Raw genomic sequence first — 13,629 nt, 5'->3', positions numbered from 1 at the left:
GCCCGAATTACCGGGCCTGCAGATTACAGCTCCAGCGCCCTTCTTACCGGGGCAAAGCTGCGGCGATGATGCTCGGTCGCACCCAGCGCGGCCAGCCGCTCCAGATGGAAGGCGGTCGGATAACCTTTATGCTGCGCAAAACCGTAGTCCGGGAATACCCGATCCAGTTCGGTCATTTCGTGGTCACGCGTTACTTTCGCCAGAATGGATGCCGCGCTGATTTCCGCGACACGGCTATCGCCCTTAACTACCGCCTGCGAACGCATCGGCAATGACGGACAACGGTTGCCATCAATCAATACCATGTCCGGCACGATATGCAATCCGGCAACAGCACGCTGCATCGCCAACATCGTGGCATGCAGAATGTTAAGTTCGTCAATCTCATCCGGCTCGGCGCGTCCCAGACTCCAGGACAGTGCCTTCTCAATAATCTCGTCATATAACGCCAATCGGCGCTTTTCACTGAGTTTTTTCGAGTCCGCCAAACCCAGGATCGGTCGGGTAGGATCGAGAATCACTGCGGCAGTTACAACCGCCCCGACCAAGGGGCCTCGGCCGACCTCATCCACACCGGCAATCAATGTCGCGGCAGGATAAATGAAAGGTTCAATCATGCTTTTGCCAGCTCCAACACAGCCTGAGCGGCCTGTTCGTCAGCACCGCAACGGATGCTGTGGTGCAAAGTAAGGAACGTCTGTTTCAGTTCATCGGTTTGCGGGCTGTCTTCCAACAGAGGCATCACCGCCGCTGCCAGTTTTTCCGGCACGCAATCATGCTGTAACAGTTCAGTGACGATCTCACGGCCCGCTAATAAATTAGGCAGTGAAACATAGGGGGTTTTCACCAACCGCTGCGCCAACCAGAAGGTAAATGGCTTCATGCGGTAGCCCACCACCATCGGACATTTAGCCAACATGCATTCCAGCGCCGCAGTACCCGAGGCCAGTAATGCCGCATCGCTGGCGATCATCGCTTCACGACCCTGACCATTCAGCAGATGAACCCTCAGCTCTGGTGCCACTTCAGCCTTGATACGCTCGAACTGCTCACGCCGCTTGGCATTCACCAAGGGCACGACCAATTCCAGATCGGGATAACGCGTACGCAGTAACTGCGCCGTCTTCAGGAAGTCGGCACTCAGCATCTCGACTTCTGCGCCGCGGCTCCCCGGAAGCAAAGCAAGGCAACGTGCGTCAGGCGCGATACCCAAAGCTGCACGCGCAGTCAGTTTGTCCGGTTGAAGAGGCATGGCGTCGGCCATCGTGTGGCCAATAAAACGGCAAGGAACGTTAAAACGATCGTAAAACGCTTTTTCGAAAGGGAGAAACGCCAGCACCAGATCGGTGGCTTTGCCAATTTTGAAAACGCGCTTCTGACGCCAGGCCCAAACGGACGGGCTGACATAGTGAATGGTGCGGATGCCCCGCTGTTTCAGGCGGCCTTCCAACGTGATATTGAAGTCCGGCGCATCAATGCCGACAAACACGTCCGGCTTCAGGTCGCTGAACCGGCGGGTAAGATCCTTGCGGATCTTTAACAGGCGTGGCAAGCGTTCGAGCACTTCCACCACGCCCATTACCGCCAGCTCTTCCATTTCGTACCAGGTTTCGCAGCCCTCCGCCTGCATCAGCGGGCCCGCGACGCCAACAAAACGCGCGTCAGGAATCTGCGCCTTGAGCGCACGAATCAAACCGGCGCCAAGAATATCACCGGAAGTTTCTCCGGCGACCAATCCGATAGTCAATGGGCGATTTAGCATAGGTCAGCGAATGATACCGCGGGTTGAACGGGTAAAGAAATCGAGGTATTGCTGCACCACTGGCTGTTCTTTAGCCAGGGCTTCGATTTCTGTCTTCGCCTCATCCAGCGTTTTTTCACTGCGATAAAGGATCTTGTAGGCATTACGGATCGCCTGCATTTCATCCTTATCAAAACCACGACGCTTCAGGCCAACGGCGTTAACGCCGAATGGTGTCGCGTGGTTACCTTGTGCGATGACGAAAGGAGGCACGTCCTGAGCAACCCCGGAGCAGCCGCCAACCATCACGTGTGCGCCAATAATGCAGAACTGATGAATCGCCGTCATGCCACCGATAATGGCATGGTCGTCAACTTCAACATGGCCCGCAAGCGTGGCGTTGTTGGCCAGCACGCAAGAATTGCCGACTACGCAGTCGTGTGCAACGTGCACGTTAACCATCAACAGGTTATCGCTGCCCACTTTGGTCAGGCCTGAGCCCTGCGCAGTGCCGCGATGGATGGTGACGCTTTCGCGGATGCGATTACGGTCGCCAACTTCAACGCGTGTTGGTTCACCCGCATACTTCAGATCCTGGTTCACTTCACCGATGGAGGCGAACTGATAGATCTGATTATCACGGCCAATCTTGGTAATGCCGTTCACCACAACGTGGGACTTCAGTACCGTGCCAGCGCCGATTTCCACCTGGGAGCCGACGTAGCAGAAGGGACCGATATGCGCGCCAGCGCCAATAATGGCGCCGTCTTCAACTATTGCGCTAGGGTGGATAAAGGCGGTTTCGTCAATCACGGATTATGCCTCCCGGCTGCGGGCACACATCATGGTTGCTTCGCAGACAATTTTGCCGTCTACCGTCGCCACGCCTTTGAAACGCGTCAAGCCACGGCGGGTTTTCTCAAAGGTGACTTCCATGATCATCTGATCGCCTGGCACTACCGGACGTTTGAAGCGGGCTTCGTCAATACCGGCAAAGTAATACAATTCGCCCGGTTCCAGTTTGCCGACGCTTTTAAACGCCAAGATACCGGTGGCTTGCGCCATGGCTTCCAGAATCAATACGCCTGGAAAAATCGGTTTACCAGGGAAGTGTCCCTGGAAAAACGGCTCATTTACAGATACGTTCTTCACCGCACGCAGGAATTTGTGCTCCTCAAACTCGAGGACGCGATCGACCAGCAAGAACGGGTAACGGTGAGGAAGCAGCTCTAAAATTTCTGCAATATCCAGAGTATGAGTGTCAGTAGTCAAAATACTCTTCCTGTCTCTAAAAACTGATGGCATCAACAACACGGCCTGCGCTGACCCCAAAAGGAGATCATCATGCAGGCCGCAAATTAACAACTCTTTGCGCTTTTGGTCTCATGACCAACGCGTTTCGTTTTGTACCCAGTGTGGCGGGCGGCAGTGATTATACCCTACATCGTGCAAACTGCATTTTGTTAGCTGCCTTCACTTACCCATTAGCTATGTGCCAAGGGTTTGCTCAGTTGCCGCCGCAATGCAGCGTACAATTTATCGGGTATCGTCTTTTCCGACTTTTCGTTCGACAGCTTTTAAGCGCTTGCTAATCTCATCGATATTCATCACCAACGCAGCGGTTTTACGCCACACTTTGTTGGGTTGTAACGGAATGCCCGAAGAGTATACCCCAGGTTCGGTGATTGGTCGCATAACCATTCCCATTCCGGTGACAACAACTTTGTCGGCGATCTCCATGTGACCGTTGATCACGCTGGCTCCCCCGATCTGGCAATAGCGCCCGATTTTCAGGCTGCCTGCCATAATCACACCACCGGCGACGGCGGTATTCTCGCCAATCACAACGTTATGTGCAATCTGACATTGGTTGTCGATGATAACACCATTCCCAATCTGGGTGTTATCCAACGCGCCGCGGTCAATCGTGGTGCAAGCGCCAATTTCGACGCGATCGCCAATAATCACCGTGCCCAGTTGAGGGATCTTGATCCACTCGCCGCGTTCGTTGGCATAGCCAAAACCGTCAGCACCAATCACAGTACCGGACTGGATCAAGCAGCGCTGGCCGATCTCGACCTCATGATAAATCGTAACGTTCGCCCACAGACGCGTACCCGCGCCAATGCGTGCACTTTTGCCGATAAAACAGCCAGGGCCGATAACCACGTTATCACCCAGTGCTGCACCAGACTCGATCACCGCATTTGCCCCTATGGCAACATGCTGTCCCAGCGTGGCGTCAGGGGAGATAACCGCACTTGGCGCGATATCCTGAGCCGGGGATGGCGTCGTATCCATCAGCTGCGCCATACGCGCGTAAGTCAGATAAGGGTTTTTAACCACCAGCGCCGCAGAACGACAGTGTGGTAAGTCCGCTTCGGTAAGCACTACTGCGCTTGCCTGGCAGGAAGACAGCTGCTCTTGATAGCGGCTGTTTGACAAAAACGTGATTTGGCCAGCCTGTGCCGAATGCATAGAAGCAATGCCGGTGATGACGAGATCGCCATCACCGTGCAATTGTGCATCCAACTGCTGCGCTAAATCAGCCAGTCGAATTGAAGGCATGTGTTATTTAACCTGTTTCAGCACGTCGGCAGTGATGTCTTTAGAAGAACCTGCGTAGGCAACAGCGTTAGCATCGATGACTACGTCGTAGCCTTCTTTGCTGGCAACAGATTTCACAGCGTCCTGAATACGGCTCAGGATTTTGTTACGCTCTTCCATCTGACGGCGACGGTTGTCCTGCTCAAAAGCCTGTGCTTTCTGAGAGAACTGCTCGCGCTGTGCCATCACGTCCTTTTCCATCTTGCTACGATCGCTGGCTTTCATGGTCGCGCCATCACGCTGCAAACGTTGCATTTTGGTCTGAAGGCTACGCTCCATGTTCTGAAGCTCACCCGCACGGCCTTTGAACTCGTTTTCCAGCTGTTTGGCAACGGCTTCACGAGCCGGCAACTGTTGGAAAATGCTGGAGACGTTAACTACAGCGATCTTATCTGCTGCCTGAACGCCAGCTGAAGCAGCCATTGCTAAACCGAGGCCTGCGGCACACAACCACTTTTTCACTATAAACTCCTTACCATCACCCATTTGTGTCATATGACACTGAAGTACACAATCTGCCAGACTTATCCCGCAAAACAATGAGAATCATCTCTCTGTGCTCTGACGGGCGCCTGGCATTTGCGATTCTTAATAACTGCTATGCCCAGAAGCGGGACCTGTTACCAGGTCTTGCCAATGTTAAATTGGAACTGTTCGGACTTGTCGCCTTCGTATTTCTTGAGCGGGTTGGCATAAGAGAACACCAACGGACCCAAAGGTGACATCCACTGCAAAGCGACGCCGGCAGAAACGCGGATATTGCTCGCTTTACTGTAGTCCGGAATATCATACATGCTAGTTTGAGTCGTATTCTTCCAGTTGGTATCCCACACGGTGCCCGCATCCATAAACAGTGAAGTACGCACAGAGTTAGCGTATTTCTCACTGATGAATGGCGTTGGCGTGATCAGCTCCATACTGGCGACCGCCATGGCGTTACCGCCCACTGCGTCGTCCGAGTTACAAATCGGGGTACCGTTACTGCAGCTATACGAGCTGGAGTTGTAGTATGCCGCTTTTGGACCAATGGTGTTGGAACCGAAACCACGCACGGTGCTTGAACCACCGGCATAGAAGTTCTCGTAGAACGGCATTTCTTTGCTGCCAATACCGTCGGCATACCCCAGACGGCCACGCCCCAACAGCACCCAGGTACGATCGTCATTGATCGGAACGTACTGCACGCTGTCTAACGTCAACTTGTAGTATTCGTTATCTGAGCCTGGAATGGTGACTTTACCATTCAGCGTCGTGCGGTTACCCGAGGTTGGGAAATAGCCACGGTCAAGGTTGTTGTAGGTCCAACCCAGGTTCAACGTGAAGTCGTCGGCAGAATAGCTGGCGCGGTCAGTGGTGTTAGGGTTCAGGCCCACTGAGTCCAGATAACGCCACATGGCAATCTGCGGCTGCATGTTCGACAGACCGTTATGCACATAACCCAAGCCGGTACGCAACGAGTTGTTTTCGTTGATCGGGAAGCCCAGGGTACCGTCTATACCGTAACTCTTGTTGGTATAGTCGGACAGGTCCGCGTCATTCGCTTTAAAGTCGTTGTAGAAGATACGGCCACCCAAACTCACACCGTCAACGGTGAAGTACGGGTTGGTGACCGACAGCTCTGTGTAGGTCTGGTAGTCGTTCTTGGTACCGCTGATACCGACGGAATAGCCCGTACCCAGCCAGTTGTCCTGCTGAACACCCGCCTGGAAGCTAACACCGCTCTCGGTGCCGTAACCGACGCCGAAGTTAAAGGTACCGGTGTTACGCTCTTTGACCTTGTAGGTGACGTCGACCTGGTCCGCAGTACCTGGAACGCGCTGGGTTTCGACATCGACCGTTTCAAAGTAACCCAAACGGTTCAGACGCTCTTTACCCTGTTCAACTTGAGCATTACCCAGCCATGCGCCTTCCATCTGGCGCATTTCACGGCGCAATACGGCGTCTTTACTGGTGTCGTTACCTTCGAACTTGATACGGCGCACGTAGAAGCGGTTGCCTGCATCAATATTCAGGTGCAGCTTCACCGTTTTATCCGCGTCATTGATTTCAGGTTGAGTGGAAACACGCGGATAGGCATAACCATAACGGCCCAACATCGTTTTGACGTTGTCTTCCATTTTGGTCACTTTACTGCCGTTGTACAGCTCGCCTGGCTCGATTTTGGTCAACTGGGCAACTTCTGCCGAGTGGCCAGCCAGGTTGCCATTCACTACCACGCCGGTAAGCTTGTACTGCTCGCCTTCGGTGATATTGATGGTGATGTAAATGCCTTTTTTGTCCGGCGTCAGGCTGACCTGAGTCGAATCAATATTAAAGCGTGCGTAGCCGCGATCCAGATAGAAACTGCGCAGGGTTTCAAGGTCACCCGCCAGTTTTTGTTTCTGGTATTTACGATCGCCGACCACGTTCCACCAAGGTACTTCATCACGCAGTTGGAAGCGTGAAATCAGTTCGTCGTTGGTGAAGGCATGATTACCGACAATGTTGATTTGTTGAATCTTGGCAGAAACCCCTTCCGTGAACACCAGTTTCAGGTCGACACGGTTACGCGGCAACGGCGTGACAACGGCTTTCACCGAGGCGCTGTATTTACCGACGCTGTAGTAGAAGTCTTCCAACCCTTTTTCAATGCTGGAAATCGTGGTGCGGTCAAGCGCTTCGCCAACCCGAACGCCAGAGGCCTCCAGGTTTTGCTTGAGCATGTCATCTTTCACCGACTTGTTGCCGGAGAAGGTGATGCTGGCAATGGTAGGACGTTCCTTAACCTGAACAATCAGCGTATTACCATCGCGCAGCACGCGAACGTCCTCGAAGTTGCCAGTGGCAAACAAGGCACGGATGGTATTACTGATATCATCGTCAGTGACGGTATCGCCTACGCGAACCGGCATGTTGAGTAACGCCGCACCGACGGCGACTCGCTGCAGGCCTTCGAAATGAATATCCTTCACTACGAACCCGTCTGCACCGTATACGGTGGCGCTGCCAAACAGCAGCGACGCTATGAGCAACTTTTTCATCGCCATCGTTGTTATGCGTTCTTCCTAACCTATCCTCGCCCCTAAAGACGAGAAAAATCATTGAAAAGTGCAAGACCCATTAAAAGCACCAACACGATCGAACCAATGCGGTAACTGTAGTCCTGTACTCGCTCGGAAACCGGCCCACCCTTCAGCTTTTCTATCGCCAGGAAAAGGAGATGCCCACCATCTAACACCGGTAATGGGAACAGGTTGATGATACCCAGGTTGACACTGATCAACGCCAGGAACATCAGATAATACACAAACCCGACCCCAGCTGACGCCCCTGCTCCCTGTGCAATAGAAATCGGGCCACTCAGGTTGTTCAGCTTTACATCACCGGTTATTAATTTGCCCAGCATTTTGACCGTAAGGCTCATTAGCTGCCAGGTCTTGTCCCCAGCCTGATACAGCGCTGGGAAAGGTCCATACTGGCGAATCGTTTTATACTCGTCTGGCAGCGGCAACACTTTCGGAATGATGCCTGCAAATCCCACGGTTTTGTCTTTTCCCACCGGCTTTGTATCCGGTATCAGCGTCAAAGACAAGGGGGTGCCGTTTCTTTCGATCTCTAAAGCCAGCGGTTGTCCCGGGCCGTTGTGGATCCGTTTAACCAACGTTTGCCAACGACCCAATAGCTGACCATCGACTTTAACGATCCTGTCCCCAGCTTGCAAACCCGCCTTTTGTGCAGCCGAATCAGGTTGCACTTCGGCAAGGACAGATTCTATCTGTGGGCCGCGTGGAATGATACCCAGTGCAACGACGGGATCCTGCTTGTCCGGCTCAAAGTTCCATTGGCGCAAATCGAGGGTTTTAGTGACTACCCGCGAAGAACCAAATGGCGCGATGCCAACTTCCGTTTGCGCATCGCCAATCTTTGTCACCAGCGCCAAACGAACTGATTCCCAATCAGGCGTTTCGATGCCATCTACAGACTTAAGTTCCATCCCAGGCGAAATTTCAGCGTTAGCGGCGATCGATTGTGGTGAGATTTCACCGATCACAGGGCGGAAGCTGGGGACGCCGATAATGAATACCAGCCAGTAAGCAAGGATAGCGAACAGGAAATTGGCGATAGGGCCGGCGCTGACGATAGCGGCACGTTGCCAAACGGTTTTGTTGTTAAATGCCTGATGGCGAAGTTCCGGTGCAACCGAGTCAACGCGCTCATCAAGCATCTTCACATAACCGCCCAGCGGGATCAGGGCAATCACATACTCCGTGCCCTGGCGATCGGTACGACGCCACAAAGCACGGCCAAAACCAATGGAGAAGCGTTCTACACGGACGCCGCAACGGCGAGCAACCCAAAAATGCCCGAACTCGTGCACGGTGATTAACACACCGAGCGCAACCAGAAATGCGACCAAGTTCCAGAGCACGCTAACCATAATCCCTTCACTCCCCGTCATTGACGGATTAAAACACTAACAGCATCAGGCAGGCAAATACAGGCACTGCTGCGGTCAGGCTATCGATACGATCCAGTATACCGCCATGACCCGGTATCAAATGACCACTGTCTTTGATACCCGCTTCGCGTTTGAACATGCTCTCGGTAAGGTCACCCAGCACAGAGGCCAGCGCAGCCACTATCGAACAAATCAGTAAGGTCGCCGGCACCACGTTCAGCGGGGCATAACGGCCAAACAACCAGGATATCAGGGCTGAGGTGATCAGGCCACCAATGAGCCCCTCCCAGGTTTTCCCCGGGGAAACTTTCGGTGCCAGTTTATGCTTGCCAAACAACTTGCCGAACATATAGGCGCCGGAATCCGCGCCCCACACCAACAGCATCACATACAGCAGCCACCAGGCACCGGTGAAGTGGTTTTGTTCATAGCCGAACTGACGCAACGACAGCATGCCCCAGAAGAACGGCACGATGGTCAGCAGACCGAAAACCAGACGTATCGGGCGTGAGTTACGCCACAGTGCTGCTGAACCGGGATAAAACAGAACCAGTAACAGCGCTGCCAGCCACCAAACCAGCGACAGCCATAACGGCCCACCAACCTGAGGCAAATGGACCGACTGGTGATAAGCCGGAATGCTGAGCATCATTAACGCCAGCAGGAAGCCGCACAATATCGCCAACCAGATGCGCTGCGAGCGGGAAGTAAAACCGGCCAATTGGCCCCACTCCCAGGCAGCTAACATGCACACAACGAGCGTTACCAGGGCAAAGCCCACCGGTGGCAGCAAAAACAGCGCTGCGATAACAATCGGAATTAAAATCAGAGCAGTTATGAGGCGATACTTCAGCAAAAGTTCCCCCTAGGACGCATTGGCGCCGATAGGTGTTGTTCCCCCGAAGCGACGCTCGCGTTGTGCAAATGCATTCAGCGCACCTTCAAAGACAAGTTCATCAAAATCAGGCCAGAGTACATCAGTAAAGTAAAGTTCAGCATAAGCAATTTGCCACAGCAAAAAGTTACTGATGCGATGTTCACCACCAGTGCGGATCACCAGATCCACCGGTGACAGGTCATTCATGCAGACCCGCTCACCCAGTAACTCTTCACTAATTTGATCGGGATGCAGTACACCATCCTTCACCTGCTCAGCCAGTTCCCTTACTCCCTGAATAATATCCCAACGACCGCCATAGTTAGCAGCAATGTTGAGCGTCAGGCCATCGTTATTTTCTGTCAGTTGCTCAGAGCGATGGATCCGCTCTTGCAAACGCGTACTGAAACGGCTGATGTCGCCGATCACCCGCAATCTGACGTTATGTTTATGCAGGCTTTTTACTTCGCTATCCAGGGCACGGACAAAAAGCTCCATTAGGGCGGAGACTTCCTGCACCGGACGGTTCCAGTTCTCGCTGCTGAAGGCATAAAGCGTGAGCGCATCTAAATGGTTATTGGCGGCAAAGCTGACAGCACGCCGAACCGATTTCACCCCTGCTTTATGACCGAAGACACGTAACTTACCCTGACGTTTAGCCCAGCGTCCGTTGCCGTCCATAATAATGGCGACATGTCGTGGCCCCAGAGTGGACGGATTAGCCTCTTGTTGATTTGCGGACGACATAACTCGTACTTATTTCCTCAATAGAAATACAACTGCCCTTCCGGAACATCAGACCCTTACGCGCAAAAAAAGCCGTGTGCCCGACACGGCTTTTCAGTCTGCCCAGCAACAACAGGGAATATCTGCTGCGCCATCGGCATTCGAGATGTCAATCAGGCCATAATTCAACGGTATAACCGCTGACAGGTGGCGCAGACTATACCACCTCAACCGGGCCTGAACAAACGGCCCCACTGCGGCACGCGTAATTTGCGAACAAAATAGGATAATTGCCGGTATCAGTTCCGCAGTGATTTAACGCATCCAACGGCAACCTCACGTGCCTGACGATCTATTTCTAAGACCGCATCAATGCACGTCGGTTCCTGCACGGATAGCCGTTCGACCACTTTTTGGTTCACTGCCGCAATATCGGTAAAGCGAATCTGCTCCTGCAGGAAAGCCGCCACAGCCACTTCGTTAGCGGCATTCAGCGCCGTCGTTGCTGCCTGACCAGCATCAAAAGCGTCAATAGCCAGATACAGGCAGGGGTAGCGCTCCCGCTCAGGTTCAGCAAAGGTCAGTGAGCCAATACGACAGAAATCCAAGGCTTCTACGCCTGAACTGATACGCTGCGGATATGCCATCGCATGGGCGATAGGAGTACGCATATCTGGCGTACCCAACTGAGCCAGCACGCTGCCATCAGCGTAACGCACCATTGAGTGGATCACCGACTGCGGATGCAGAATCACTTCCATTTGTTCGGCCGAGGCATTAAACAGCCAACGGGCCTCAATATATTCCAGTCCTTTATTCATCATGGTGGCGGAATCTACCGAAATCTTGCGCCCCATCGACCAATTAGGGTGAGCGCAGGCTTGATCCGGCGTCATCGTGGCGAACTGTTCCATTGGCGTAGTACGGAATGGGCCACCTGAACCGGTAAGCACGATGCGCGAAACACCATGACTGTCTAATGAAGAGTATCCCAACTGACGCTGAATGCTCTCAGGCAAACTCTGAAAAATCGCGTTATGCTCGCTATCCAACGGCAACAACTGCGTCTGGCTCTTTTGAACCGCATCCATGAACAGGCGTCCGCAGGTCACAAGCGACTCTTTATTCGCCAACAGTACCTGTTTGCCAGCACGAATGGCCGCCAACGTCGGCAGCAGCCCGGCAGCGCCAACAATGGCCGCCGTCACCTGATCGACATCGTCCAGCGCCGCCAATTCACAGGCAGCCTGTTCACCTGACATCACCTCGGTGGCAATGCCGTTCTCCGCCAGCAGGATGCGCAGCTCACGTGCAGCGCCTTCATCCGCCATCGCTGCATAGGCTGGACGAAATTCCATGCACTGTTGCGCCATGACCGCCACATTGCGGCCGGCAACCAGCGCTTTAATCGCGAAACGGTCGGGATTTTCCCTAACCACGGCCAGGGTACTTGTCCCCACTGAGCCGGTAGAGCCAAGAATAGTCAGTTGCTTCATGAGCTCACTCTGAATAACTGTCTGATGAGATCGGAGGTGCTCCAGTGTGTAACCTTGGCCACCACTTGTCCATGATCAATCAGTACGATGAAACGGGATCTGCGCCACAAAAAACAAAGCGCCGCCCAGGCGACGCTTTTTTTCTGCGCGATGCTGATTAGAATTCCATCAGCTCTTTTTCTTTATCCGCCAGCGCGGCATCCAGAAGTTTGATGTACGCATCGGTCAGTTTCTGAACATCGTCCTGTGAGCGACGATCTTCGTCTTCGCTGATTTCTTTGTCTTTCAGCAGCGCTTTAACTTTATCGTTGGCGTCACGGCGAACGTTACGTACAGCCACACGGCCCTGTTCTGCTTCATTGCGTACGATTTTGATCAGGTCTTTACGACGCTCTTCCGTCAAAGGAGGCAATGGAACGCGGATCACGCTGCCCGCTGAGCTTGGGTTCAGACCCAGGTCAGAAGACATGATGGCTTTTTCTACCGCAGAACCCAAAGAGCGATCAAACAGGTTGATTGCCAGGGTGCGGGAGTCTTCAACGGTCACGTTAGCCAACTGACGCAGTGGCGTAGCGGAACCATAGTATTCCACCATGATGCCGTCCAGGATGCTTGGAGAAGCACGACCGGTACGGATTTTATTGATTTGGTTTTTGAATGCTTCTACGCTTTTTTCCATGCGTGAATCAGCATCTTTTCTGATTTCATTAATCACGTTGCGAACCCTTGGAAGCTGGATACTTGGCAGGCTATACCACAGTATAGCCCGTGAATTTTACTCAAGGAGAGCGCACAACGCATAGCGTTACCCGCTCCCACTAAATTTGGCAGAACAGCCTTATTTGCTGATCAGCGTACCTTCGTTCTCACCCATCACCACCCGGCGCAGCGCACCCGGTTTGTTCATGTTAAATACGCGGATTGGTAGACCGTGATCGCGAGCCAGCGTAAATGCCGCCAGATCCATCACTTTCAGTTCACGCTCCAACACGTCTTGATAGGTGATATGCTCATACAGTGTTGCATCCGGGTTTTTAACCGGGTCAGCGGAGTATACACCATCCACTTTGGTCGCTTTCAATACCACATCCGCTTCGATCTCGATCCCGCGCAGACACGCAGCTGAATCGGTGGTGAAGAACGGGTTGCCGGTACCGGCGGAGAAGATCACCACGCGGTTATTACGCAGCAGGCTGATTGCTTCTGCCCAACTGTAGTTATCGCACACGCCGTTCAACGGAATTGCCGACATCAGGCGGGCGTTCACATAGGCACGGTGCAGTGCATCACGCATAGCCAGGCCGTTCATCACGGTAGCCAGCATTCCCATGTGGTCGCCCACTACGCGGTTCATGCCAGCTTGCGCCAAGCCCGCGCCGCGGAACAGGTTACCGCCGCCAATAACTACACCGACCTGAATTCCCAGTTCGACCAGCTCTTTAACTTCCTGAGCCATGCGATCCAAAACGCTAGCGTCGATACCAAAACCTTCTGCGCCTTGCAGGGCTTCGCCACTCAGTTTAAGCAGAATACGCTGATATACGGGTTTTGCATTGGTTGCCATGGAGTTCTGTCCTAAGAAGCAGTATTAGTATTGGGGATTTCAGCCGATGAAACGCGCCTGTGTTGAGTATAATGCCACAGGGCTTGCCACCGGTGTAATTCTGGCTGGATAGAATGGAACCGCCTGACGGCGGCTCCATTATACCCTTCATCTTTCACGTTGCCGCTGCGTTGGCTGCCG

13 protein-coding genes are annotated in these 13,629 nt (G+C 53.3%); all 13 read right to left on the bottom strand.

All coding sequences use genetic code 11. The annotated features are described in order from the left end of the window. Nucleotides 1-23 precede the first annotated feature (23 nt). Complete coding sequence (gene rnhB / locus JOE25_RS24250; protein ID WP_209639888.1) at nucleotides 24-617, bottom strand: ribonuclease HII; 594 nt, start codon at nucleotides 615-617, stop codon at nucleotides 24-26. Continuing rightward, the gene (lpxB, locus tag JOE25_RS24245) at nucleotides 614-1,762 is read right to left on the bottom strand and encodes a lipid-A-disaccharide synthase (RefSeq protein ID WP_209639886.1); all 1,149 of its coding nucleotides are present in this window, start codon (nucleotides 1,760-1,762) and stop codon (nucleotides 614-616) included. Before lpxB ends, rnhB begins: the two co-directional genes overlap by 4 nt. 3 nt (nucleotides 1,763-1,765) lie before the next feature. Next, nucleotides 1,766-2,554 carry an acyl-ACP--UDP-N-acetylglucosamine O-acyltransferase gene (gene lpxA, locus JOE25_RS24240; RefSeq protein ID WP_209639883.1) on the bottom strand — a complete coding sequence of 263 codons (789 nt, stop codon included), beginning with the start codon at nucleotides 2,552-2,554 and terminating at the stop codon, nucleotides 1,766-1,768. Between the two features lie 3 nt (nucleotides 2,555-2,557). After that, nucleotides 2,558-3,013 carry a 3-hydroxyacyl-ACP dehydratase FabZ gene (gene fabZ / locus JOE25_RS24235; protein ID WP_017893789.1) on the bottom strand — a complete coding sequence of 152 codons (456 nt, stop codon included), beginning with the start codon at nucleotides 3,011-3,013 and terminating at the stop codon, nucleotides 2,558-2,560. 264 nt (nucleotides 3,014-3,277) lie between these two features. Continuing rightward, on the bottom strand, nucleotides 3,278-4,309 hold the full coding sequence (lpxD, locus tag JOE25_RS24230) for a UDP-3-O-(3-hydroxymyristoyl)glucosamine N-acyltransferase (protein WP_209639880.1): 1,032 nt from the start codon (nucleotides 4,307-4,309) through the stop codon (nucleotides 3,278-3,280). A gap of 3 nt (nucleotides 4,310-4,312) precedes the next feature. Further along, a complete protein-coding gene (gene skp, locus JOE25_RS24225) occupies nucleotides 4,313-4,810 on the bottom strand; it encodes a molecular chaperone Skp (RefSeq protein WP_037418831.1) in 498 nt (165 codons plus the stop codon). Nucleotides 4,811-4,968: 158 nt separating this feature from the next. Further along, the gene (bamA, locus tag JOE25_RS24220) at nucleotides 4,969-7,374 is read right to left on the bottom strand and encodes an outer membrane protein assembly factor BamA (protein WP_209639877.1); all 2,406 of its coding nucleotides are present in this window, start codon (nucleotides 7,372-7,374) and stop codon (nucleotides 4,969-4,971) included. A gap of 35 nt (nucleotides 7,375-7,409) precedes the next feature. Next, the gene (gene rseP, locus JOE25_RS24215) at nucleotides 7,410-8,765 is read right to left on the bottom strand and encodes a sigma E protease regulator RseP (RefSeq protein ID WP_209639874.1); all 1,356 of its coding nucleotides are present in this window, start codon (nucleotides 8,763-8,765) and stop codon (nucleotides 7,410-7,412) included. Nucleotides 8,766-8,793: 28 nt separating this feature from the next. Further along, nucleotides 8,794-9,642: a phosphatidate cytidylyltransferase gene (gene cdsA / locus JOE25_RS24210; protein ID WP_037418841.1), complete on the bottom strand. Its 849-nt coding sequence runs from the start codon at nucleotides 9,640-9,642 to the stop codon at nucleotides 8,794-8,796. 9 nt (nucleotides 9,643-9,651) lie between these two features. Next, complete coding sequence (gene ispU, locus JOE25_RS24205; RefSeq protein WP_209639871.1) at nucleotides 9,652-10,410, bottom strand: (2E,6E)-farnesyl-diphosphate-specific ditrans,polycis-undecaprenyl-diphosphate synthase; 759 nt, start codon at nucleotides 10,408-10,410, stop codon at nucleotides 9,652-9,654. 278 nt (nucleotides 10,411-10,688) lie between these two features. Further along, on the bottom strand, nucleotides 10,689-11,885 hold the full coding sequence (ispC, locus tag JOE25_RS24200; protein WP_209639868.1) for a 1-deoxy-D-xylulose-5-phosphate reductoisomerase: 1,197 nt from the start codon (nucleotides 11,883-11,885) through the stop codon (nucleotides 10,689-10,691). Between the two features lie 157 nt (nucleotides 11,886-12,042). Beyond that, complete coding sequence (gene frr / locus JOE25_RS24195; protein ID WP_209639865.1) at nucleotides 12,043-12,600, bottom strand: ribosome recycling factor; 558 nt, start codon at nucleotides 12,598-12,600, stop codon at nucleotides 12,043-12,045. A gap of 123 nt (nucleotides 12,601-12,723) precedes the next feature. Next, nucleotides 12,724-13,449 carry a UMP kinase gene (gene pyrH, locus JOE25_RS24190; RefSeq protein WP_004952223.1) on the bottom strand — a complete coding sequence of 242 codons (726 nt, stop codon included), beginning with the start codon at nucleotides 13,447-13,449 and terminating at the stop codon, nucleotides 12,724-12,726. Nucleotides 13,450-13,629 lie beyond the last annotated feature (180 nt).

The organism is Serratia sp. PL17 (genome assembly GCF_017832355.1).
In the GTDB taxonomy this organism is placed as follows: Bacteria; Pseudomonadota; Gammaproteobacteria; order Enterobacterales; family Enterobacteriaceae; genus Serratia.
The sequence above is the reverse complement of the archived record's forward strand: the minus strand, read 5'-3'. Positions and strand labels throughout refer to the sequence as shown.

Bases quoted from the DNA above. Each gene is read 5' to 3' on its own strand.
- rnhB (WP_209639888.1), bottom strand. From the start codon at position 617: ATGATTGAACCTTTCATTTATCCTGCCGCGACATTGATTGCCGGTGTG.
- lpxB (WP_209639886.1), bottom strand. From the start codon at position 1,762: ATGCTAAATCGCCCATTGACTATCGGATTGGTCGCCGGAGAAACTTCC.
- lpxD (WP_209639880.1), bottom strand. From the start codon at position 4,309: ATGCCTTCAATTCGACTGGCTGATTTAGCGCAGCAGTTGGATGCACAA.
- pyrH (WP_004952223.1), bottom strand. From the start codon at position 13,449: ATGGCAACCAATGCAAAACCCGTATATCAGCGTATTCTGCTTAAACTG.
- rseP (WP_209639874.1), bottom strand. From the start codon at position 8,765: ATGGTTAGCGTGCTCTGGAACTTGGTCGCATTTCTGGTTGCGCTCGGT.
- bamA (WP_209639877.1), bottom strand. From the start codon at position 7,374: ATGGCGATGAAAAAGTTGCTCATAGCGTCGCTGCTGTTTGGCAGCGCC.
- ispC (WP_209639868.1), bottom strand. From the start codon at position 11,885: ATGAAGCAACTGACTATTCTTGGCTCTACCGGCTCAGTGGGGACAAGT.
- ispU (WP_209639871.1), bottom strand. From the start codon at position 10,410: ATGTCGTCCGCAAATCAACAAGAGGCTAATCCGTCCACTCTGGGGCCA.